The organism is Pseudomonas sp. NY5710 (assembly GCF_013305665.1).
Classification (GTDB): Bacteria; Pseudomonadota; Gammaproteobacteria; order Pseudomonadales; family Pseudomonadaceae; genus Aquipseudomonas; species Aquipseudomonas juntendi.
This window is the reverse complement of the sequence record NZ_CP045554.1, coordinates 3,292,692-3,315,732: the sequence shown is the minus strand read 5'-3', so window position 1 is coordinate 3,315,732 and position 23,041 is coordinate 3,292,692. Positions and strand designations below refer to the sequence as shown.

Below are 23,041 nucleotides of genomic sequence, written 5' to 3'. Positions count from 1 at the left end.
TTTTTACAAAGCATAGCTGCAGTTGGCTGCTTCATAGGCCTGCCTGCCCCTCACCCGATACCTGTTCGCCATCCGCTGTGGCGCTTTCGCTGCGCCGCCGTACCTTGAGTTCACTGACCACCACCGCGATCACGATCAGCAGGCCGCCCAGCAGCGCCACGCCGGGGAGCCGTTCGCCGGCGATACGCCCGACGATACCAGCCCACACCGGCTCACCGGCATAGATAAGCGTTGCCCGGGTGGGCGAGACCGACTTCTGCGCCCAGTTCATCGCCACCTGGATTACCGCACTCATCGCGCCCAGGCCTACGGCGCTTGCCAGCAGCAGCCAGGAAAAGTCGGGGATGCGCTCCTGGGTCGGGACGATCATCAAAAACGCCAACACTGACGCGGTCGCCAACTGGACAACGGTGACCCGACGCACATCGACCTGTCCGGCGTAGCGGCTGATCAGGATGATCTCGCCGGCGATCGCCACAGCGCTGACCAAGGTCACCATTTCGCCTTCACTGAAATGCAGGCTGCCGCCTTCCGGGCCGGCCAGCAGCATCAGGCCGGCGAACGCCAGGCAAATGCCGATGCTGGGCATCAGGCCTGGCCGGCGGCCGAGTACCAGCCACTGCAACAGGGGCACGAACGGTACATACAGCGCAGTGATGAACGCCGACTGGCTGCTGCTGATGGTTTGCAGGCCCATGGTCTGCAAACCATAGCCGAGCATGATCGTGACACCGATCAGCATGCCGGCCTTGAGCTCGGTGAAGGTCAGCCCAGGCAGCGCTCGCGCTGACACCACGCCCACGAACAACGCCGCTGCCGCAAAGCGCAGGCCGACGAAGAACATCGGGCCGCTGACACTCATCACGTTATGGACGAGCAAAAAGGTGCCACCCCACAGCATGGTAATGAACACCAGCACGACTTCTGCCTTGCTCAGGCGAAAGGTAACGGTAGGGGTTGGCTTGCTGCTGGGCTGGATCATGGTCTTGCACACTCGGCGTCAGGCGGCGCACAATCGCCGCAAAGTGGGCAGTATACTGCGCAATACAGAACGGTGAGCAATATAGTGCACAAAGATTCCGCGCACCGTGCTTCGGTGCTGCAACACGTCAGCCTCAATGTTCGCAGCCTGCGCAACGCCGCCGGAATGAGCCAGGCGGTGCTGGCTGAACGCTCGGGTGTCAGCCGGCGCATGCTGGTGGCCATCGAGGCGGGGGAAAAGAACGTCAGCCTGACCACCCTGGATTTGATCGCCGAGGCGTTGGGGGTAGCCTTCAGTACGCTGATCCAGGCGCCGGACCGGCGTGATCCAGGGCGTATCGAAGAGCTGGCCTGGGCGGGCGAGCACCCGCAGAGCCGGGCCGTTTTGCTGGGCACCAGTTCGGCGCGGCGCGAGGTCGAGCTGTGGGAGTGGACCCTGGCGCCAGGCGAGCGTTATGCCAGCGAGGCCGATGCCGAGGGTTGGAGTGAGCAGATCTATGTGTGCGCAGGGCAACTTACCCTGATCATCGAGGGGATGGAACATCGCCTGCAGGTGGGGCAGTTCCAGGTATTCCCCAGCAATTGCCGGTACGCCTACCGGAACGATGGCGCCGTGCCGGTGCGGTTTGTGCGCAATGTGGTGATCTGAGGCCGCGCAAGTTCGCCGCCCCGTGGTGGTTTGCAAGTGATCTGCCGGCGGGGTGGGGCGCAAAGCGCCCCGAGCACTTCATGCCTGGCCGGGCACCCATTCGCTCGTCTTCACGACTTTGGCGTAGGCGAAGGCCAGCGCTGCCATGGTCGCATCTTGCACCTGGGCCGCTGGCACCTGGTTGCCGTCGAACGCCAGTGCCAGGGTCGCGCAGGCATCGTCCACCACGGTCACTTCAAAGCCCAGGTCGGCGGCTGCCCGGGTAGCGGCATCAATGCACATGTGGCTCATGCTGCCAACGATGGTCACGGCTTCGATGCCATGCGTTCGGAGCGTTTGTTCAAGGCCAGTTTCGAGAAAGGCGTTGACCTTGTGCTTGAGTATCACCGGCTCGCCTGCAGCCGGCTGGACCTTGCTGTAGAAGGCGGCGCCCGGCGAACCCGGGGCAAAGAATGGCGCATCGGCGCTGGTGAACTCATGCCGCACGTGCACCACCAGGTCGCCGCGCGTGCGGGCCGCGGCCAGCACGCGGGCCGCGTTTTCGGCCGCTGCCTCAGCCCCATCGAGGGGCCTCTTGCCGCCTGGGAAGTAGTCGTTCTGGATGTCGATGATAATCAGCGCGTGCTTGTTCATGCTGCCTCCTGTGGCAGTAGTCGTGGGTTGGCGTTAGTTATAGGCTGTGGGGCCCGACCTGAGGATTGGCGTGAACGACACTATGCGGGTGAAAACTGACAACACGGCCAGGCTGGACATCGGCTTGCTGCTTTACCCTGGTGTACAGCAGGCTGCCCTGTATGGCCTGCGCGACCTCTTTACCGTGGCCAATCGGGTCGCAGCCGAACTGGGTGCTGTCGCGTTGCCGCAGGTGCGCATCAGCTGCTGGCAGGCCGACGTCGCAGGTCACTTGCAGCTGGCCCCTGGCAGCCCGGCTGTCGACCTGGCAGGTGTGCGTGTCCTGATCATCCCGCCAAGCCTGGAATCGATCCCGCATGGCGACTTGCTGGAACAGCATCGGTCGTGCCTGTGCCTGTTGCACGGGCGTGGCGCGGTGCTGGCGTCGGTGTGTATCGGCGTGTTTTTCATCGCCGCCAGTGGCTTGCTGGATGGTCGCCCGGCCTGTACCCACTGGAACTACGTGCAGGCGCTGGCGCAGCGGTTCCCCAACGTGCGCGTGCAGACCCAGCAGCCGGTACTGGACGACGGCGACATTGTCACCTCGGCGGGGTTGATGGCCTGGACCGACCTGGGGGTGCGGCTGCTCGAACGTTTTCTGGGGGCGACGGTAGCGCGGGAAACTGCCCGCTATCTGGCAGTCGAACCTGTCACCGCGGCATTGCCCGGGGCGTTGTTCAACCCTCGGCTGGACCATGGCGACGAAGCCATCCTGAAAGTGCAGCATTGGCTGCAGGGCAGTGATGGGCAGCATGCAGACCTGGCTGCAATGGCGGCCTGCGCGGGCTTGGAAGCGCGCACGTTCCTGCGGCGTTTTCGAGCCGCCACCGGGTTGCGCCCCACCGAATACTGTCAACAGGTGCGCGTAGGGCGCGCGTGCCGGTTGCTGGAGTTCACCCGGCGCAATGTCGAGCAGATCGCCTGGGGGGTTGGCTATCAGGATCCGGGAGCGTTTCGCAAAGTCTTTCAGCGCATCACCGGGTTGACGCCGAGTGAGTACCGGCGACGCTTTGCGGTAACGGCGTAGCGCGTGCACAAACTGCTTGACCTTGACTTAACTTGAGGTTTTACCCTGCTCGGCATCGCGCTGCATGCGCCCGTAGCCAGGAGACTGTCGATGTCGGCAAACCCTCAAGCCCTGTGGTTCACCCAGATGATCGAATACGAAGTGCCAAGCCCGTGCCAGCAGGCGCTGGCTCAAGCGCTGGTGGCGCGCAGCGAAGTGTTGGCGGTGCGCTGCGAAGGCCTGCAAGGCGTCAGTATTCAGGCAAGCGACGATGGCAGCCGGGTGCTGCAGTACCTGCAATGGCAGTCACGCCAGGCCTGGTCGGCGGCGGCCGAGTATTTCAACGAGGAACCCTTCCTCGAGTTGTTGCGCCGCCACCAGGCACGGGGTGTCAATTTTGCAGCCTACCAGACCCTGCGCAGCCTGGCGCGCAGCGCCGATGGCGGCCTGCATTGCCAAGTGGGGGAGGGTCAGGCGTACCACGGTGCGTAGTGTGGGTAGCGGTCCAGGCGGGCACCGATGACCATTTCGCTGATCCATGCCGCCAGAATCGAGCTGTAGGCTTTCTGGCTTTCTTCACTGGATAACGCGTGGTCGGCGCCGTCGACCATGCGGTGGGTCAGTGAGTGGGCGCTGACGAATGCCGAGCGGTAGCTCATCAAGGTGCTGTGCGGTACATAGTCGTCGTGTTCGGACTCCACCAGCAGCACATCACCGACGAACTCGGCGCAGGCGGCCAGGGCGCGGTTGTCGGCCGGGCCCAGCGGGCGCTGGCGGTAGGCGTTCAAGCGCTGACGATCAAGGGCTTGCTTGGGACTGTCCCATTCTTCGTCCCAGTACATGGCCGGTACCCGCAGGGCCAGCCATTTCACCGGGCGTTCGCTGGTCAGCAAGGTGGCCAGGTAGCCGCCATAGCTGCTGCCGATGATGGCGATGGCGTCGCTGTCGACCGCCGGATGGCTGATCAGGCGGTCGTAAGCCACCAGCAGGTCTTGCAGATTCTGCTCACGGGTAACGGTCAGGCGCTGGCTTTGGGTCTTTTCATGGCCGCGCAGGTCGAAGGTCATGCACACGCAGCCCAGGCCGGTGATGTGCCGGGCGCGAGCCAGGTCACGTTGCTGGCTGCCACCCCAGCCGTGGACGAAGAGAATACCTGGCATCTTGCTGCCGGGGCTGACCAAGGTCCCGGCAATGCGGTCCTTCTCCACCTGCAGCTCAACGGTTTCACTCTGAATGGCCATGCTCGCGAATCCGCGCAAATTTGCTGAGTTGTCCGAGTTCACTGTCGTTTCCTTGATAGAAAAGGGTGGCATCGGCGGGCAGGTCGGCGCCGCCGAACACTTCATGGGTGGATGCACGTACCTGCTGCAGTGCCGGGTCGTCGGCAAACGCCTGCAAGGCCAGCAGCTCGGCGCTGCTGGCACCGCCCATGCGCCAGGATTGTTCGAGCACCCCGCTGCATAGCTGGCCTGAGGCAGTGGTGCCGCGGGCGATATCGTAGTTGCGCCGCGACGCCACAAAGCCCGGAAAATGCCGTTCGGCAGCCTGCTCATAGGCCATGGCCTGGTTCACGGCCAGCCGCAGGTGATCTTCAAGGGGGCGTTGCAACAGGGCCTGATAGTCACCACGGACTACTATCAGGTCAGACCCCCCGTACACTTCGCAGCCCTGATGGTCACGGGTGAGTTGTTGGGTGCCATGGTAACTGCAGATGAGGCCTGCCACCCGTACCTGGCCAACGCTGAACGTCTGAACTTGGCTCAGGTCTTCTTCCAGCACCAGCCCCCATACCGCCAACTGCTGGTCGTCCATAGGGCTCAGTAAAGGCGTCAGCTGTTCCAGTGCGGTGATCACCTGTTGACCGCGGCCTGCGCTGGCCCGTACCGGCTTGATGCGCACAGGGCCAGCGCGCAGCAGCAAGGCTGCAGCATGGTGGGCATCGGTTTTGCTGAACACCGTAAAACCGCGCAGCAAAGCGCCGCCCGCCTGGCGGGCGAAGCCATCGGTCCAGCCCACTGGGCCGCAGGCTCCCGCAGGCAGCGGGTGGGAAATGGCTTTGGTGGCCATGTAGGGGCAGGGTACCAAGCCGCCGAATAGATCGGACTCACTGACAATGCCCAGGCTGGCAGCCTGCTCGGTGTCGGTCAGGGTTTCGGTCGGAATGCAATAGTAGTTGTCGGTGGCGACAGGCAGCCGCGCGGGCTGCACATGGGGGCAGCCCAGCAAGCGCGCCAGACCCTCGGCGAGCTTCAGGTGCACAGCCCGCTCATGCTCGGGCGTATGTTCCCGAGTGTCGAGCAGCACGACTGCAGTTTTAGCGGGGCAGGCACTGGGCATGGTCTGCTGCCTGTGTGTGGCGAATGTACAGTGTGTGAAGCCATGACCTTGCGGAAGTTCAGCAATACTGGATCGGTGGTCCTGGTGTAGGACGGTTCCGGTTCACGCCTGGGCGATTGCAGGGCTTTGGCGCCTGCTCCATTATCCGCCTATTGGATAAACCCTGATGTAGCCGCAGGAGAGCGCATGAACGTGCATACCCCCTTTGAACAAAGCGTGCCACAGCGCCTGGTGCGGGTGCGCCAAGCCATGGCCGCAAGGCACATCGATGCCCTGCTGGTGCCTTCGGCCGACCCGCACCTCTCCGAATACCTGCCCGGCTATTGGCAAGGGCGCCAGTGGCTGTCGGGGTTTCATGGCTCGGTGGGTACGCTGGTGGTCACCTCGGCGTTTGCCGGGCTATGGGTCGATAGCCGCTACTGGGAACAGGCCGAGCACGAATTGGCCGGCAGTGGCATTGAGCTGATGAAGCTGTCGCCGGGTAAGCCTGGCGCGCTGGAGTGGCTGGGCGAGCACGCCGAGCCCAACGGCACCGTTGCAGTCGATGGTGCCGTCATGGCATTGGCCTCGGCGCGGCAATTGGCAGAGCGCCTGAAGGCGCGCGGGGCGCGGCTGGTAACCGACCAGGACCTGCTAGGCGAGGTGTGGGACGGGCGTCCGGCGCTGCCTGGCAATCCGGTCTATCAGCATTTGCAGCCGCACGCCACGACGAGCCGGGCGCAAAAGCTCGCGCAGTTGCGCCAGGCCATGCAGGCCAAGGGGGCCGACTGGCACTTCATTGCCACCCTCGATGACATTGCCTGGCTGTTCAATCTGCGCGGTAGCGACGTCTCATACAACCCGGTGTTTCTGGCCTTCACCTTGGTCAGCCAGCAGCAGGCCATGCTGTTCGTTGGCCAAGGCAAGGTGGATGCGCACCTGCGCCAGGTACTGGCGAGCGACGGTGTCGAAGTGCGCGACTACAGCGAAGCAGGGCAGGCGCTGGCTGCCGTGGCGGCAGGCAGCCGGCTACTGGTGGACCCGGCACGCGTCACCTGCAGCCTGTTGGCCAACTTGCCGGCGGATGTGGAGCTGGTCGAGGGGCTGAACCCCACCACCCTGAGCAAGGCCTGCAAAGGTGACGCTGATCTTCCCCACATCCGTCAGGTCATGGAGGAAGACGGGGCGGCGTTGTGCGAATTCTTCGCCTGGCTGGAAGCCAACCTTGGCCGAGAGGTCGTCACCGAGCTGACAGTGGACGAGCAATTGAGTGCTGCACGTGCACGGCGGGCGAATTTCGTGTCGCTGAGCTTTTCGACCATTGCAGCCTTCAATGCCAATGGTGCGATGCCGCACTACCGCGCCACCGAGCAGTCGCATGCACGCATCGAAGGCAACGGGCTGTTGCTGATCGATTCGGGTGGGCAGTACCTGGGGGGCACTACTGACATCACTCGCATGGTACCGGTGGGCGTTCCCAGCCACGCGCAGAAGGAAGACTGCACCCGCGTGCTCAAAGGCATGATCGCCCTGTCGCGGGCTACGTTCCCCCGCGGAATCCTGTCGCCGCTGCTCGATGCCATCGCGCGCGCGCCCATCTGGGCTGATCAGGTCGACTACGGGCATGGGACCGGGCACGGGGTGGGCTATTTCCTCAATGTGCATGAGGGGCCGCAAGTGATTGCCTACCAGGCGGCACCGGCGCCCCATACGGCCATGCAGGCAGGTATGATCAGCTCGATCGAGCCGGGCACTTACAGGCCTGGGCAATGGGGGGTACGCATCGAGAATCTGGTGGTCAACCGCGAAGCAGGCACCAGCGCCTTCGGTGACTTCCTGAAATTCGAGACCTTGACACTGTGCCCGATCGATACCCGCTGCCTCCTGCCCGAACGACTGACCCAGGGCGAACTGGAGTGGCTCAATGGCTATCATGCCCACGTGCGGGAGCGTTTGGCCCCGTTGTTGAAAGGGGATGCGCTGGGTTGGCTCAAAGCGCGTACAGCGCCGCTGTAAAGCGCGGCGAAGAGGGCAGCCGATGCGCTGCCCTTGCTACTATTTGCAGATGACGATCATGCTGCGGCTGGTATAGCCCGCTGGATTGATGCCGAACAAATAGTCACCTTCTTCTTCGTCGCTGTCACCAGACCGCGCGACCACTCGGTAACCGCGGGTGCTGCAAGCGCTTGCAGCCTTGCTGTAGCACTTGTCCCACGAGGATGAAAGGCCGGAGCAATTGATATGCAGGCCCTTTTTGCCCTTTTTGACCTCGGTCTTGGCCGTGGCGGCACATCCAGCAATAGCCAAGATGGCCAGGATGAGAAAAATACGTTTCATTCCTGTCCTTATATGCAGGGCGAATCCAATGTCAGACCCTGTCGTTATCGCTTCGGTTCTTCCTGAATGTCCTCAGCGTCGGTGTTCGCTTCAGTAAATAGCATAAAAATTATGATGCTGTGACAGCTTAATCAGCGGGGCCGATCGCGACAATCACTAATACGCTCTCAAATGGAAATATTTCTCATATCAATCGGCGGCGATGGGTGGGCTGGTTTCCTTGCGCATAGACAGCGTGGTGCCCACAGAGGCCGCAATGATCGCCAGGATCGCCAGCCACTGTGTAGTTGTCAGCACTTCACCAAGGAATACAAGGCCCGATAACGCCCCGAATGCAGGCTCGATGCTCATGAGGGTGCCGAAAGTACGCGCCGGAATGCGCGTTAGGGCAACCATTTCCAGGCTGTAGGGCAAGGCGGTGGACAGCACTGCAACGGCCAGTGCTACGGGAATCAGCGCCGGTGTGAGCAATGCGCTGCCGGCATGGGCGATGCCGATAGGTGCGACGAACAGGGCGGCTACTACAACGCCCAAGGCGGCACTCTGGATGCCGTGCTCGGCCCCGGCGCGTTGCCCGAACAGGATATACAGTGCCCAACAAACTCCCGCGCCCAGGGCATAGGCTGCACCCACAGGGTCAAGTGCTTGTCCGCCATGGCCGGCTGGCAGCAAGAGCAGCAAGCCAATAATGGCCAATGCGATCCAGAGGAAGTCAGTGGGTCGACGCGACGATAGCAGTGCCACGGCTAGCGGACCGGTGAACTCAAGGGCCACGGCAATGCCGATGGGCACCGTTTGCAGTGCCATATAAAAGAGGAAATTCATGCCGCCCAGGGCCATGCCATAGATGATGACGTTGCGCAGGGTTTTGGCGGTCAGGCGAACCCGCCAGGGGCGCAGTATCAGCAGCATGATGATGCTGGCGAAGATCAGCCGCAGGGTGGTGGTGCCCTGTGCGCCAACGATGGGGAACATGCTTTTGGCCAAGGAAGCGCCTGACTGGATAGATGCCATGGCAATCAGCAGCAAGCCTATCGGAAAGAGGGTGGCGGCCAGGCTGCGGGGCTGGGTGTTCATTTAAGGGCGGCATTCCTTGGAAGGGGGGGGTGAGCAATATAGTGCGCAATTAGCAGGGTAGTGGGCAAGGTGCCCTGCAGAGGTTTTGTAGCGCTGACTAGCGTGCAGGGCAGGGTGCAGGGCGAGCACGCTGTTGCTCGGCTGCCGGGATTCTGCGGAAAACCTAAATTATTGAAATTAAAGGTTGACCTACAAAATCGCCGCCCTATAATGCGCACCATTCCAACGCGGTAGCAGGCACTGCCAGCCACTGTGTTGAGTCAAGTGTTTGAAGCTAAACGAGTTTCTCGCAAAAAACTTCAAAATAAACGCTTGACAGTAAATGAGGAAGGCGTAGAATGCGCGCCTCGGTTGAGACGAAGCACTCTCAGCCAATCGCTCTTTAACAAATCGAATCAAGCAATTCGTGTGGGTGCTTGTGAGTATGGACTGATAGTCAAAAAGATTATCAGCATCACAAGTGGCCATGCGAGAAATCACATAGTCATTTGAGGTTGCTGAGCCAAGTTTAGGGTTTCTTAAAAACCCAAGCAGTATTGAACTGAAGAGTTTGATCATGGCTCAGATTGAACGCTGGCGGCAGGCCTAACACATGCAAGTCGAGCGGATGACGGGAGCTTGCTCCTTGATTCAGCGGCGGACGGGTGAGTAATGCCTAGGAATCTGCCTGGTAGTGGGGGACAACGTTTCGAAAGGAACGCTAATACCGCATACGTCCTACGGGAGAAAGCAGGGGACCTTCGGGCCTTGCGCTATCAGATGAGCCTAGGTCGGATTAGCTTGTTGGTGAGGTAATGGCTCACCAAGGCGACGATCCGTAACTGGTCTGAGAGGATGATCAGTCACACTGGAACTGAGACACGGTCCAGACTCCTACGGGAGGCAGCAGTGGGGAATATTGGACAATGGGCGAAAGCCTGATCCAGCCATGCCGCGTGTGTGAAGAAGGTCTTCGGATTGTAAAGCACTTTAAGTTGGGAGGAAGGGCAGTAAGTTAATACCTTGCTGTTTTGACGTTACCGACAGAATAAGCACCGGCTAACTCTGTGCCAGCAGCCGCGGTAATACAGAGGGTGCAAGCGTTAATCGGAATTACTGGGCGTAAAGCGCGCGTAGGTGGTTTGTTAAGTTGGATGTGAAAGCCCCGGGCTCAACCTGGGAACTGCATCCAAAACTGGCAAGCTAGAGTACGGTAGAGGGTGGTGGAATTTCCTGTGTAGCGGTGAAATGCGTAGATATAGGAAGGAACACCAGTGGCGAAGGCGACCACCTGGACTGATACTGACACTGAGGTGCGAAAGCGTGGGGAGCAAACAGGATTAGATACCCTGGTAGTCCACGCCGTAAACGATGTCAACTAGCCGTTGGAATCCTTGAGATTTTAGTGGCGCAGCTAACGCATTAAGTTGACCGCCTGGGGAGTACGGCCGCAAGGTTAAAACTCAAATGAATTGACGGGGGCCCGCACAAGCGGTGGAGCATGTGGTTTAATTCGAAGCAACGCGAAGAACCTTACCAGGCCTTGACATGCAGAGAACTTTCCAGAGATGGAATGGTGCCTTCGGGAAGCTCTGACACAGGTGCTGCATGGCTGTCGTCAGCTCGTGTCGTGAGATGTTGGGTTAAGTCCCGTAACGAGCGCAACCCTTGTCCTTAGTTACCAGCACGTTATGGTGGGCACTCTAAGGAGACTGCCGGTGACAAACCGGAGGAAGGTGGGGATGACGTCAAGTCATCATGGCCCTTACGGCCTGGGCTACACACGTGCTACAATGGTCGGTACAGAGGGTTGCCAAGCCGCGAGGTGGAGCTAATCTCACAAAACCGATCGTAGTCCGGATCGCAGTCTGCAACTCGACTGCGTGAAGTCGGAATCGCTAGTAATCGCGAATCAGAATGTCGCGGTGAATACGTTCCCGGGCCTTGTACACACCGCCCGTCACACCATGGGAGTGGGTTGCACCAGAAGTAGCTAGTCTAACCTTCGGGAGGACGGTTACCACGGTGTGATTCATGACTGGGGTGAAGTCGTAACAAGGTAGCCGTAGGGGAACCTGCGGCTGGATCACCTCCTTAATCGACGACATCAGCCTGCTGATGAGCTCCCACACGAATTGCTTGATTCATTTGCTGATGAGAATTCAGAAATGAACATTCGTTGATGAATGTTGATTTCTGACTTTTGTCAGACCGTTCTTTAAAAATTCGGATATGTGATAGATATAGACTGACATGCACTTTCACTGGTGTGTGATCAGGCTAAGGTAAAATTTGTGAGTTCTGCTCTTAATTGAGCGAAATGCGAATTTTCGGCGAATGTCGTCTTCACAGTATAACCAGATTGCTTGGGGTTATATGGTCAAGTGAAGAAGCGCATACGGTGGATGCCTTGGCAGTCAGAGGCGATGAAAGACGTGGTAGCCTGCGATAAGCTTTGGGGAGTCGGCAAACAGACTGTGATCCAGAGATCTCTGAATGGGGGAACCCACTCAGCATAAGCTGAGTATCTTGTACTGAATACATAGGTGCAAGAGGCGAACCAGGGGAACTGAAACATCTAAGTACCCTGAGGAAAAGAAATCAACCGAGATTCCCTTAGTAGTGGCGAGCGAACGGGGACCAGCCCTTAAGTTGATTTGAGATTAGTGGAACGCTCTGGAAAGTGCGGCCATAGTGGGTGATAGCCCCGTACACGAAAATCTCTTATCAATGAAATCGAGTAGGACGGAGCACGAGAAACTTTGTCTGAATATGGGGGGACCATCCTCCAAGGCTAAATACTACTGACTGACCGATAGTGAACCAGTACCGTGAGGGAAAGGCGAAAAGAACCCCGGAGAGGGGAGTGAAATAGAACCTGAAACCGTATGCGTACAAGCAGTGGGAGCCTACTTTGTTAGGTGACTGCGTACCTTTTGTATAATGGGTCAGCGACTTATATTCAGTGGCGAGCTTAACCGAATAGGGGAGGCGTAGCGAAAGCGAGTCTTAATAGGGCGTTTAGTCGCTGGGTATAGACCCGAAACCGGGCGATCTATCCATGGGCAGGTTGAAGGTTAGGTAACACTGACTGGAGGACCGAACCGACTACCGTTGAAAAGTTAGCGGATGACCTGTGGATCGGAGTGAAAGGCTAATCAAGCTCGGAGATAGCTGGTTCTCCTCGAAAGCTATTTAGGTAGCGCCTCATGTATCACTGTAGGGGGTAGAGCACTGTTTCGGCTAGGGGGTCATCCCGACTTACCAAACCGATGCAAACTCCGAATACCTACAAGTGCCGAGCATGGGAGACACACGGCGGGTGCTAACGTCCGTCGTGAAAAGGGAAACAACCCAGACCGTCAGCTAAGGTCCCAAAGTCATGGTTAAGTGGGAAACGATGTGGGAAGGCTTAGACAGCTAGGAGGTTGGCTTAGAAGCAGCCACCCTTTAAAGAAAGCGTAATAGCTCACTAGTCGAGTCGGCCTGCGCGGAAGATGTAACGGGGCTCAAACCATGCACCGAAGCTACGGGTATCATCTTATGATGATGCGGTAGAGGAGCGTTCTGTAAGCCTGTGAAGGTGAGTTGAGAAGCTTGCTGGAGGTATCAGAAGTGCGAATGCTGACATGAGTAACGACAATGCGAGTGAAAAACTCGCACGCCGAAAGACCAAGGTTTCCTGCGCAACGTTAATCGACGCAGGGTTAGTCGGTCCCTAAGGCGAGGCTGAAAAGCGTAGTCGATGGAAAACAGGTTAATATTCCTGTACTTCCAGTTATTGCGATGGAGGGACGGAGAAGGTTAGGCCAGCCTGGCGTTGGTTGTCCAGGTTTAAGGTGGTAGGCTGAAATCTTAGGCAAATCCGGGATTTCAAGGCCGAGAGCTGATGACGAGTTGCCTTTAGGCGACGAAGTGGTTGATACCATGCTTCCAAGAAAAGCTCCTAAGCTTCAGATAACTGGGAACCGTACCCCAAACCGACACAGGTGGTTAGGTAGAGAATACCAAGGCGCTTGAGAGAACTCGGGTGAAGGAACTAGGCAAAATGGCACCGTAACTTCGGGAGAAGGTGCGCCGGCGAGGGTGAAGGACTTGCTCCGTAAGCTCATGCCGGTCGAAGATACCAGGCCGCTGCGACTGTTTATTAAAAACACAGCACTCTGCAAACACGAAAGTGGACGTATAGGGTGTGACGCCTGCCCGGTGCCGGAAGGTTAATTGATGGGGTTAGCGCAAGCGAAGCTCTTGATCGAAGCCCCGGTAAACGGCGGCCGTAACTATAACGGTCCTAAGGTAGCGAAATTCCTTGTCGGGTAAGTTCCGACCTGCACGAATGGCGTAACGATGGCGGCGCTGTCTCCACCCGAGACTCAGTGAAATTGAAATCGCTGTGAAGATGCAGTGTATCCGCGGCTAGACGGAAAGACCCCGTGAACCTTTACTATAGCTTTGCACTGGACTTTGAATTTGCTTGTGTAGGATAGGTGGGAGGCTTTGAAGTGGGGACGCCAGTTCTCATGGAGCCATCCTTGAAATACCACCCTGGCAACTTTGAGGTTCTAACTCAGGTCCGTTATCCGGATCGAGGACAGTGTATGGTGGGTAGTTTGACTGGGGCGGTCTCCTCCCAAAGAGTAACGGAGGAGTACGAAGGTGCGCTCAGACCGGTCGGAAATCGGTCGTAGAGTATAAAGGCAAAAGCGCGCTTGACTGCGAGACAAACACGTCGAGCAGGTACGAAAGTAGGTCTTAGTGATCCGGTGGTTCTGTATGGAAGGGCCATCGCTCAACGGATAAAAGGTACTCCGGGGATAACAGGCTGATACCGCCCAAGAGTTCATATCGACGGCGGTGTTTGGCACCTCGATGTCGGCTCATCACATCCTGGGGCTGAAGCCGGTCCCAAGGGTATGGCTGTTCGCCATTTAAAGTGGTACGCGAGCTGGGTTTAGAACGTCGTGAGACAGTTCGGTCCCTATCTGCCGTGGACGTTTGAGATTTGAGAGGGGCTGCTCCTAGTACGAGAGGACCGGAGTGGACGAACCTCTGGTGTTCCGGTTGTCACGCCAGTGGCATTGCCGGGTAGCTATGTTCGGAAGAGATAACCGCTGAAAGCATCTAAGCGGGAAACTTGCCTCAAGATGAGATCTCACTGGGATCTTGAATCCCCTAAAGGGCCGTCGAAGACTACGACGTTGATAGGTTGGGTGTGTAAGCGCTGTGAGGCGTTGAGCTAACCAATACTAATTGCCCGTGAGGCTTGACCATATAACACCCAAGCAATTTGCTAGCGCAGATTGCGGTGGTGAAGATGACATGAACCGAAAGTTCGCAACGCATCACAAACATCACATATCCGAATTCGCTGGGCTGTCCATCTGGACATTCTGGCTACAGAATTTCTTGACGACCATAGAGCATTGGAACCACCTGATCCCATCCCGAACTCAGCAGTGAAACGATGCATCGCCGATGGTAGTGTGGGGTTTCCCCATGTGAGAGTAGGTCATCGTCAAGATTCATTTCGCAAAACCCCTATCTGCACAGGCAGGTAGGGGTTTTGTCTTTGTGCTCCCAAAAAGTCCCCTGGCCTCACAACAATCCCTGTGGGAGCGGGCGTGCCCGCGAACACCGGCGCAGCGGGTGCCAGCCAGCTTTCATGAAATGTACGTCATGTATGCTTGAAGCGTTATAGGGCAGTGCTACGCTCGCGGAAATACTCAGCACGGACTTTCACCATGGACATGAACTGGCACCAGGCCTTGCAAGAGAGCCTGAGTTGGCTGGCAATCGCCTCGTTCATCACCTTTGTCGGCTTCACAGCCGCCGCTATTCTGGCCATACGCTACGCCCGCTGGGGCAGCCAGTTTTGGCAACTTGCGGGGCCTTATTTCAGTTACAAACGCAGTTGGCGGCCACTGCTGGTGTTTGCCTTGCTGCTGGTCCTGACGTTGTTTTCCGTACGCCTCAATGTGCTGTTCTCGTTCTGGTACAACGGGTTCTACAGCGCTCTCCAAGGCTTGAATCAAGTGGCATTCTGGTACCTGCTCGGGGTCTTCGCCGTGCTGGCTAGCATCCATGTGCTGCGATCACTTTGCACTTTCTACGTGACCCAAGCCTTCAGCATCACCTGGCGGGTATGGTTGACCGAGCGGCTGACCCGTGACTGGATGCACGGTGATGCTTACTACCGTGGTCAATTTCTTGCCGAACCAGTCGACAACCCCGACCAGCGTATCGAGCTGGACGTGAACGCCTTCGTCAGCAACTCCCTGTCCTTGGCCTTGGGGGCAGTCAGTGCGCTGGTGTCCTTGGTGGCGTTCACCGGGATCCTCTGGGGGTTGTCGGCGCCGTTGGCCGTGGCCGGTGTTGAAATTCCCAGGGCGATGGTGTTTGCAGTGTACCTGTATGTGATCATTGCCACCTGGATCGCCTTCCGCCTGGGCCAGCCTTTGATTCGCCTGAACTTCCTCAACGAAAAACTCACCGCCAACTTCCGCTATGCGCTGATGCGCCTGCGTGAAAATGCCGAGAACGTCGCTTTCTACCAAGGTGGCGAGGTTGAGCGGGGCACCTTGCTGGGGCGCTTCGCGGCACTGATCGTGAATGCCTGGGCACTGGTATTCCGAAACCTCAAGTTCAGTGGTTTCAACCTGGGGGTCAGCCAGGTGGCGGTCGTATTCCCGTTCATTCTGCAGGCACCGCGCTTCTTCAGCGGGGCAATCAAGCTGGGTGACGTCATGCAAACGTCTCAGGCATTTGGGCAGGTGCAGGATGCACTGTCGTTCTTTCGTGAATCGTACGACGCATTCGCGCAGTACCGGGCTACGCTGGACCGTCTGACCGGTTTTCTCGATGCCAACGCGCAGGCAAGGGCATTGCCGCGGGTACTCACCGCGGAGCGGGCCCATGCGCTGCAGATTGCCGACCTGAAGGTGCTGCGCCCGGATGGACACGCCCTGATCACTGATCTGAACCTGAGCCTGCAAGCTGGCCAGGCGCTGTTGATCAAGGGGCCTTCAGGCAGCGGCAAGACCACTCTGCTGCGCGCCCTGGCTGGCCTATGGCCCTATGCCGAAGGTGAGGTGCGGCGCCCGCTGGGCCATCAGGCGCTGTTCCTGTCGCAGCGTCCCTATTTGCCTTTGGGGGACCTGCGCACGGTGATTGCCTACCCGGTAGTGGGTCAGCCAGAGGATCAGGCGCGTATGCAGCAAGTACTGCACCAGGTCAATCTTGGGCATCTGGCCGAGCGCCTGGAGCTCAGCTGCGACTGGTCGCATATTCTGTCGGTGGGTGAGCAGCAGCGCCTGGCTTTTGCCCGGGTCCTGTTCAACCGGCCGCAGGTGGTGTTTCTTGATGAGTCCACCTCAGCGATGGATGAGGGGCTCGAGCATGCCCTGTATGCGCTGCTGCGCTCGGAAATGCCTGGTGCACTGTTGCTCAGTGTCGGGCACCGCAGCACCCTGGCAGGTTTTCATACACACCGGCTGGAGGTGGATGGGCGTGGCGGTTGGTCATTGGTGGCGCAGGAGCCAGAGCTGGCATAGTGTTCAGCTTGCCTGCCTCGCAGCATGCCAAACACTGTGCACCAGCCAGCCACCCGAGACACTTGATGAAAGCTACCCGCTTGACCCTCATTTGCCATGCCCTGACTCGGGCCCAGAAGACCGGGCGCCTGCACCGCGCCGATGACGGCATATTGCCGCTTTCGCAACCGCCAGCGCCTGTGCTGCCAGCTGTGCAGCTGCTGACGGCACCAGAGCGGCGCGCCTGCGAAACAGCGGCGTGGTTGTCGAGCACAGTGCATGTCGAGCCCGCCTTGGCCGATTGCGACCTCGGGCATTGGCAGGGCATGGCGCTTAAGCAGTTGCAGGCCGAGCAACCAGAAGCGTTGACCGATTGGCTGCAGGAGCCAGCCAGTGCCGTGCATGGTGGGGAGTCGTTCGCTGCGCTGTGCCAGCGGATGGCCGCCTGGCTGGCGGCGTTCGACAGGCCGGGTGAATGGCTGGCGGTCACCCATCCGCAGGTCATGCGTGCCGTGCTGGTGCAGGTACTAGGCTGCCCGATGAGTGCCGGGCAGCGTATCGATGTGTTGCCGTTGTCACGCCTGGAACTGAGCCATACCGGGCAGTGGCGGCTGCGCCTGGGTGAATTTCAAAACGCCAGCTTGTAGCCGATCAACAACAGCATGGCGGCCAGGCACGGACGCAGCACGCGGTCGGAGATCCGCCCGGTGAGGTGGCTGCCCAGGTAGATGCCCGGCAGTGACCCCAGTAGCAGGTAGCCCAGTAGCGGCCAGTCCATATTGCCCATGCCGGCATGGCCAAGGCCTGCCACCAGCGTTAGCGGCACGGCATGGGCGATTTCCGTACCGACCAGGCGACGGGTGACCAGAAACGGGTACAGCAGGAACAACGCCACGGTACCCAGGGCACCGGCGCCGATGGAGGTCAGGGTGACCATCACCCCCAGTACCACGCCGGTCAGCACGGTGAGGGTGTTCAGCGCACCTGCGCTGAGGTGGTAGTGATCGCCGGCATGGTGGCTGGCGAAAGCCTGCAGCCGCGATTTGAACAGAATGGCCAACGCGGTGAGGATCAACACCACAGCCAGGCCTTGTTTGATGATGGCATTGAGCGCCGAGGTGTCGGTATGCAGGGTGCTCAGGAACCACAGGGTCAATGCGGCCGCAGGCACGCTGCCGAGGCTGAGCAGGCCAGTGATCTTCCAGTCGATGTTCTTGTTGCGTGCATGCACCCAGACCCCACTGGCCTTGGTGATGGCGGCATAGAGCAAATCGGTGCCGACAGCCGTTGCCGGGTTGATACCGAACCACAACAGGATCGGGGTCATCAGCGAGCCGCCGCCGACGCCGGTCATGCCGACGATGAAACCCACGACCAGTCCCGCAATGGTGAAACCAAAAGAACCTACATCCATACGCTACTCGACCGCCCAACATTGCCCGTTATCGGATGCAGCCAGCATATAGATTTTTTTATAGCCAAATAGACTTGTTCGTTATTAGGTTATAACCGCGTAAAGCTAGGGGCGCTGGGCGCCCCCGGCTTCTCAGATCCGGAAACTCCCCACCAGCTGCTTCAAGCGGCCGGCTTGCTGCGCCAGTTGATCGCAGTGGCGCAGGGTCTCATTAAGGTTCTCCACCCCTTGCTGGTTCAGCGCATTGATCTGGGTGATGTCCAGATTGAGGCTTTCCACCACGGCTGTCTGCTCTTCGGTAGCGGTGGCCACCGACTGGTTCATACCGTCGATCTCGCCAATACGCTGGGTGACGCTGGCCAGGCGCTCACCGGCCTGGTTAGCCACTTGCACGGTTTGCTCACTGGAAACCTGGCTCGTATTCATGGTGTGCACCGCTTCGCGTGAACCGACTTGCAGGCTGGTGATCATGCGGTGGATTTCTTCTGCCGATTCCTGGGTCCGGTGGGCCAGGTTGCGTACCTCGTCGGCCACCACGGCAAAGCCTCTACCCGCTTCGCCGGCGCGTGCCGCCTCGATCGCCGCGTTCAGTGCCAGCAGGTTGGTCTGCTGCGAGATGCCTTTGATCACGTCGAGAATCTTGCCGATTTCATCCGTGCTGGCATTGAGCGTTTCAATCTGTGCGCACGATTCGCTGATACGCTGCGACAGCGCAGTCATGGCGTTGATCGCTTCTTCCACCACTTCCCGGCCACCGTGGGCCTGCTCGCTGGCACCGCTGGCATGCTGCGAGGCATCTGCGGCGTTGCGCGCGATTTCCTGGGTCGCGGCGCCCAGCTCGTTGATGGCTGCTGCCACGCTGTTGGTGCGCATGCTCTGTTCTTCGGAGCCACTGATCGACGCATTCGACGCGCTGACCACTTTCTCTGACAGGTCATGCACCAGGCGGGTGGCTGACGACACTTCGCTGATCGAGGCGTGAATGCGTTCGACAAAACGGTTGAACGACGTTGCCAATTCGCCGAATTCGTCTTGGTTCTGCACCACCAGACGGCGGGTCAGGTCGCCTTCACCCTCGGCGATATCGCGCATGGCGCGGCCCATGGTGGTCAACGGGCGCATCAGTACCGGAATCAGCAGGCCCAGCAGGCCGGCAATGGCCGCCACGGCAATCAACATGGCGATGATGGCCGATGTGCGGAACTGGCTGAGTGCAGCGTAGGCCTTGTCCTTGTCGATCGACAGGCCGATGTACCACTGGGCCGAAGGCAGCCCGGCGACCGGCGCGAACGAAATGATCCGGTCCTGGCCGTTCAGGGTGACGTCCTGCATGCCGGCGGCAACGCGCAGGTCGCTGCCGGGGTAAATATCCTTCAGGTTTTTCATGACCTGGTCTTTGTTCGGGCTGACGATGACCTGGCCATTGGCATCGGCCAGGAACGCGTGGCCGAGGCCACCGAAATCGACCGAGTTGATGATCTCCACCAGAGTATCGAGGGTCAGGTCGCCGCCAATTACACCGACCATTTCACCCGTGGCCTTGCTTTTCACCGGGGTGGCGATAGTGACCATCAGGCCACCGACCGCGCCCTGGTAAGGTGGCGTCAGCACCGTTTGCCCGGCATTGGCCGCCGCTGCATACCAGGGCCGCTGGCGTGGGTCGTAACCGGCAGGCATCTGAGCGTCCGGGCGCTGGGTGAATACGCCGTTGGCCTGACCCAGGTAGGTGAACAGAAAGTTGCGCGTGTAGGAGGGTTGCTCGATCAACCCGGCCAGGGTCTCGCCGGCACCCTGCTGGCCGATATCCTGTGCCAGGTTTTCCAGCACCAGGATGCGCCCGCTCATCCAGTTTTGCACGCTGCTGGCGGTCAGGGCCCCGGACTGCTGCACCGAGGCTTCTATGTTCTGGCGGATAGTGTTGCGTTGCAGGTAGTCGTTATAAAGCGTGAACAGGGCGAATGCCAGGACCACGACGCCGCAGGCGCTGAGCAGGATTTTGTGGCGAAATTTCAGGTTCATGTTTCGAGACCTTGAGCCAATGTGGGGAGGACGCAGGGCGCTTATGACGTTCTGCGGGGCCTATCGACCGGGATATCGGCTCCGGGGGTAAAACATTGAAGTACTTACAGTAATTTCTTACAGGCCTTTCGACAGACGGCGCTTAGCCCTTGGCCAATTGCTCTATCAGCAATCTCGCTGCTTGCTGCAATGGCTGTTGTTTTCGCCACAGGATATGCACCGGCAGTTGCAACTCGTTGTGGGTATTACGAAAGGCGAGACGCACCAGGCGCCCGGTTGCCAACAGTGGGGCCACCCGAGATAACGGCAGGTCGCCCCAGCCCAGGCCGGCTTCGACCATCTGCAGGGCCAGGTCGAAGCTGTCGGTAGACCAGTGCGTAGCGCCGATCAGCGGGCGTGGATCGGCCAGCGGCAGGTCACGGCTACGCACCAGGATCTGACGCACGCGGGTCAGGTCTTCGAGGTAGTGGATGCGTGCTTCACGCAGCGCCGGGTGGCTCGGGGCGAGGGTGGCGACCAAGGCTTCCATACCGATGTGCTGAAAGCCCCGGCGCGCATCCACCTGCAGGCCAGCGAAAGCCACACAAAGATCGGCGCGGCCGCTGTCCAGCAAGTGCAGGGCCTCTTCCTGCGGGGCGCTAAGCAAAGCGATATCGAGCAATGGGTGGCGCACACCGAGGTCGGCGATAGCCGCCAGCAACGGGCGGTGATTGATGTCAGGCACCACCGCCAGCGTCAAGCTGCTTTCAAGGCCCTGTGATAGCTCCAAGGCATGGACTTGCAGCAGCCCCAGTTGCTCGGCAATCAGCCTGGCGTGCGGTTCCAGGGCCAAGGCCCGGGCGGTGGGCCGAACTTCGCGCGGCCCGCGTTCGAACAGGCCGTATCCCAGCTCCGCTTCCAGATTGCCAATAGCCATACTGACCGCCGACGGTACCCGTTTGAGGGCGCGAGCGGCGGCGGAGAACGAGCCGCGGTCGAGCACGGCAAGAAACAGCTGGATGTTGTCGCTGGAAAAATTCATGGCAGCCTCCTGTCAGTAGATCTGACAGCTGCTGACTTTTGCTGTCAAGCAAAGTGAATCATTATCGCGCCCTTCTTTATTGTGATTGGAGGTAAATGTAGGTGCAGGGTCTGAAGCGCAAACTGGTGTACGTGACGTGCTATGAGCTGATAGGGCTGAGCATGTCGACCCTCGGGCTGGCTTACCTGTCGGACAGCCAGGCGTCGCATACCGGGCCATTGGCGGTGATGATCACAACCATTGCCATGCTCTGGAACCTGATTTTCAACACGTTGTTCGAGCGCTGGGAAAGCCGCCAGGCCAAGCGCGGACGCAGCGTAGCGCGACGGGTGGCGCATGCGGTCGGCTTTCAGCTGACCCTGGTGGTGTATCTGATTCCGCTGATTGCCTGGTGGCTGGACATGACGCTGGTAGAGGCATTGCTGGTGGACATGGCGTTCATTGTGCTGATCCCTTGCTACACCTTTGCCTACAACTGGATGTTTGACCAAATCTTCGGCTTACCGACCTCGGCCATGGCCAAGGCTTGACGCCGGCTCTACAGTCCACCGCGTGGTACACCCGCTGCTGGACCGGTGCATAGCCTTCAGTAGCGGGCTTGGCCTTTGCGCTCGGGCTACGCCAGGTCGAGTTTCTCTTCCAGCCGGTCGAGGTGGGTGTGCATCAGCCCCAATGCCGCCTCGGCATCGCCTTGCTCCACGGCATCGATGATCGCCGCATGCTCTTCCCACGCACAATGTTCGCAGCACGGCGATTCGTAGCGGGCAATGATCAGCGAGGTCATCGGGACCAGGCCGTTGAGAAACCGTGCCAAGGGCGCATTGGCCGCCACTTGCGCCAGTTTGAGGTGGAACTCGCCACCCAGACGGATCGCCGCGCAGCGCTCGCCACTTTCATGGTGCTGGCGCTCACGTTCAACCAACTGGCGCAGTTGACGTATCTGCGCAGGGCGTGCGCGCTGTGCGGCCAGGGTGATCAGGGTGGTCTCCGCCAACCGCCGGGCACTAAGTACCTGCCGCGCTTGCTCGGGGCCGGGCGCTGCCAGGTGCGCGGTGTGGCTGGGGCGCTGCACCACCACTTGCTGATCACACAGGCGCCCGAGCACGCGGCGGATTACAGTACGGCTGACCCCAAAGGCCTGGCCCAACGCCTGCTCGGGCAGCAGGCTGCCGGGGGGGCAGGCGCTGTTCGAGAATGGCGTCGAATAGCCGTGGGTAGATTTGCTCGGCCGACAGGCGGGTTTCGCCGGCCGCGAGCAGGGCAGGCAAGTGGGGGGCGGCGTTCATGGTCGCTCTCCTCAGGTCATGGATGCAGGTGTTCTTCCGGGATGTTCAGCGGGATGCCCATGCGCGAGCCTTCGGCCAGGATGTGCTGGCGCATCTGGGCACTGGCAAGGGCACTGTTGCGTTCGCGAATGGCGCGTACCACTGCCTCGTTCTCCTTCAGCCTTGCGGCCAGATGCTCCGGTGAATTGCGCAGCATGTCGGCGCTCTGTTTAAGGGCGTTGCCGGTCTGCTGCACGACACTTTGGAAGATCGGGTTGGTGGTCAGGGCGAAGAGGGCCTCATGGAAAGCGATATAGGCCCTGACCCCAGCTTCGCTGTCATCGGCCTCCAGCGCTTCGCGCATGTCCATCAGGGTGAGGCGCAACTGGCCAATGTCCTGGCTGTTGGCCGATTGTGCCACCAGGCCGACGATGAACGGTTCAAGGGTGTAGCGCAGTTCCAGTACATCAGCCAGGCTGGCGGCGGCGCTGGTATCGAGCCCCGGCTCAAGGGCGGCAGCTTCGGCATCCAGCACCAGCACGCCCTTGCCCGGCAGCGCGCGCACCAGGCCCAGGGTTTCCAGCACGGTTACCGCTTCGCGCAGGCTGGGCCGGCTGATGCCCAGTTGTTCAGCCAGCTCGCGCTGGCCCGGCAGCATGTCGCCGCTGCGCCACTGGCCGCGGGCCAGGGCCTGGCGGAGTTTTTCCACCACTGAGTTGACGACGGTCGATGAGCTGATCACGGTTCGCTCCTTGAAGGGCCGGCATCAGTGCCGG

General features: G+C 59.8%; 17 protein-coding genes, 3 rRNA genes and 2 pseudogenes. 10 read left to right on the top strand and 12 right to left on the bottom strand.

Annotation, left to right across the window (positions count from 1 at the left end):
- Positions 1–31 precede the first annotated feature (31 nt).
- The gene (locus tag GEV39_RS15180; RefSeq protein ID WP_173890130.1) at positions 32–982 is read right to left on the bottom strand and encodes a DMT family transporter; all 951 of its coding nucleotides are present in this window, start codon (positions 980–982) and stop codon (positions 32–34) included.
- Between the two features lie 84 nt (positions 983–1,066).
- Between GEV39_RS15180 and GEV39_RS15175 the strand changes: the two genes are divergently transcribed.
- Positions 1,067–1,630 carry a helix-turn-helix domain-containing protein gene (locus GEV39_RS15175; protein WP_173890128.1) on the top strand — a complete coding sequence of 188 codons (564 nt, stop codon included), beginning with the start codon at positions 1,067–1,069 and terminating at the stop codon, positions 1,628–1,630.
- Between the two features lie 78 nt (positions 1,631–1,708).
- Here GEV39_RS15175 and GEV39_RS15170 read toward each other — a convergent pair whose 3' ends face one another.
- Positions 1,709–2,263, bottom strand: a complete 555-nt coding sequence (locus GEV39_RS15170; protein ID WP_173890126.1) for a cysteine hydrolase family protein — start codon at positions 2,261–2,263, stop codon at positions 1,709–1,711.
- Positions 2,264–2,345: 82 nt separating this feature from the next.
- Here GEV39_RS15170 and GEV39_RS15165 point away from each other — a divergent pair, with 82 nt between their 5' ends.
- Positions 2,346–3,329, top strand: coding sequence for a GlxA family transcriptional regulator (locus tag GEV39_RS15165; protein WP_173891714.1), 984 nt, complete (start codon positions 2,346–2,348; stop codon positions 3,327–3,329).
- 90 nt (positions 3,330–3,419) lie between these two features.
- Entirely contained in the window at positions 3,420–3,800 is a 381-nt protein-coding gene (locus GEV39_RS15160) for an antibiotic biosynthesis monooxygenase (RefSeq protein WP_173890124.1), read from the top strand.
- Here GEV39_RS15160 and GEV39_RS15155 read toward each other — a convergent pair.
- Together GEV39_RS15155 and GEV39_RS15150 are read right to left on the bottom strand one after the other, a co-directional pair.
- Positions 3,779–4,549, bottom strand: a complete 771-nt coding sequence (locus GEV39_RS15155; RefSeq protein ID WP_173890122.1) for an alpha/beta hydrolase family protein — start codon at positions 4,547–4,549, stop codon at positions 3,779–3,781. The two genes, GEV39_RS15160 and GEV39_RS15155, sit on opposite strands and share 22 nt — an antisense overlap.
- Positions 4,533–5,645, bottom strand: a complete 1,113-nt coding sequence (locus tag GEV39_RS15150; protein ID WP_173890120.1) for a DUF3182 family protein — start codon at positions 5,643–5,645, stop codon at positions 4,533–4,535. Before GEV39_RS15150 ends, GEV39_RS15155 begins: the two co-directional genes overlap by 17 nt.
- A gap of 186 nt (positions 5,646–5,831) precedes the next feature.
- On the opposite strand from GEV39_RS15150, the gene GEV39_RS15145 reads away from it, so the two are divergent.
- Positions 5,832–7,640 (top strand): aminopeptidase P family protein, encoded by a 1,809-nt coding sequence (locus tag GEV39_RS15145; protein ID WP_173890118.1) that lies wholly within the window; start codon positions 5,832–5,834, stop codon positions 7,638–7,640.
- Positions 7,641–7,679: 39 nt separating this feature from the next.
- On the opposite strand, the gene GEV39_RS15140 is transcribed toward GEV39_RS15145, so the two are convergent.
- Entirely contained in the window at positions 7,680–7,961 is a 282-nt protein-coding gene (locus GEV39_RS15140) for a hypothetical protein (protein ID WP_173890116.1), read from the bottom strand.
- A 189-nt stretch (positions 7,962–8,150) separates the two neighbouring features.
- A complete protein-coding gene (gene rhtA / locus GEV39_RS15135) occupies positions 8,151–9,038 on the bottom strand; it encodes a threonine/homoserine exporter RhtA (protein WP_173890114.1) in 888 nt (295 codons plus the stop codon).
- A 538-nt stretch (positions 9,039–9,576) separates the two neighbouring features.
- Between rhtA and GEV39_RS15130 the strand changes: the two genes are divergently transcribed.
- From GEV39_RS15130 to GEV39_RS15110, 5 genes are all read left to right on the top strand, one after another.
- Positions 9,577–11,114 (top strand): 16S ribosomal RNA (locus tag GEV39_RS15130).
- Between the two features lie 281 nt (positions 11,115–11,395).
- Positions 11,396–14,288, top strand: a 23S ribosomal RNA gene (locus GEV39_RS15125).
- 134 nt (positions 14,289–14,422) lie between these two features.
- Positions 14,423–14,538: ribosomal RNA gene (gene rrf / locus GEV39_RS15120) — 5S ribosomal RNA — on the top strand.
- Together the 16S, 23S and 5S rRNA genes form the textbook arrangement of a ribosomal RNA operon.
- A 220-nt stretch (positions 14,539–14,758) precedes the next feature.
- Complete coding sequence (locus GEV39_RS15115) at positions 14,759–16,567, top strand: ABC transporter ATP-binding protein/permease (RefSeq protein ID WP_173890112.1); 1,809 nt, start codon at positions 14,759–14,761, stop codon at positions 16,565–16,567.
- Between the two features lie 65 nt (positions 16,568–16,632).
- Complete coding sequence (locus GEV39_RS15110; protein WP_173890111.1) at positions 16,633–17,193, top strand: histidine phosphatase family protein; 561 nt, start codon at positions 16,633–16,635, stop codon at positions 17,191–17,193.
- Here GEV39_RS15110 and GEV39_RS15105 read toward each other — a convergent pair.
- The 4 genes and pseudogenes from GEV39_RS15105 to GEV39_RS15095 form a co-directional block, all read right to left on the bottom strand.
- Positions 17,175–17,960 carry a sulfite exporter TauE/SafE family protein gene (locus GEV39_RS15105; RefSeq protein ID WP_173890109.1) on the bottom strand — a complete coding sequence of 262 codons (786 nt, stop codon included), beginning with the start codon at positions 17,958–17,960 and terminating at the stop codon, positions 17,175–17,177. The genes GEV39_RS15110 and GEV39_RS15105 overlap by 19 nt on opposite strands.
- Positions 17,961–18,092: 132 nt before the next feature.
- Positions 18,093–18,833 carry a methyl-accepting chemotaxis protein gene (locus GEV39_RS26550; protein ID WP_370593823.1) on the bottom strand — a complete coding sequence of 247 codons (741 nt, stop codon included), beginning with the start codon at positions 18,831–18,833 and terminating at the stop codon, positions 18,093–18,095.
- 114 nt (positions 18,834–18,947) lie between these two features.
- Positions 18,948–19,979, bottom strand: a pseudogene (gene mcpA / locus GEV39_RS26545) (methyl-accepting chemotaxis protein McpA); the annotation flags it as partial.
- Positions 19,980–20,121: 142 nt separating this feature from the next.
- Positions 20,122–21,000: a LysR family transcriptional regulator gene (locus GEV39_RS15095; RefSeq protein WP_173890105.1), complete on the bottom strand. Its 879-nt coding sequence runs from the start codon at positions 20,998–21,000 to the stop codon at positions 20,122–20,124.
- A gap of 101 nt (positions 21,001–21,101) precedes the next feature.
- On the opposite strand from GEV39_RS15095, the gene GEV39_RS15090 reads away from it, so the two are divergent.
- Positions 21,102–21,530 (top strand): PACE efflux transporter, encoded by a 429-nt coding sequence (locus tag GEV39_RS15090; protein ID WP_173890103.1) that lies wholly within the window; start codon positions 21,102–21,104, stop codon positions 21,528–21,530.
- A gap of 86 nt (positions 21,531–21,616) precedes the next feature.
- On the opposite strand, the pseudogene GEV39_RS15085 reads toward GEV39_RS15090, so the two are convergent.
- Positions 21,617–22,286: pseudogene (locus GEV39_RS15085) on the bottom strand (GntR family transcriptional regulator).
- A gap of 16 nt (positions 22,287–22,302) precedes the next feature.
- Complete coding sequence (locus GEV39_RS15080) at positions 22,303–23,007, bottom strand: FadR/GntR family transcriptional regulator (RefSeq protein ID WP_173890101.1); 705 nt, start codon at positions 23,005–23,007, stop codon at positions 22,303–22,305.
- Positions 23,008–23,041 lie beyond the last annotated feature (34 nt).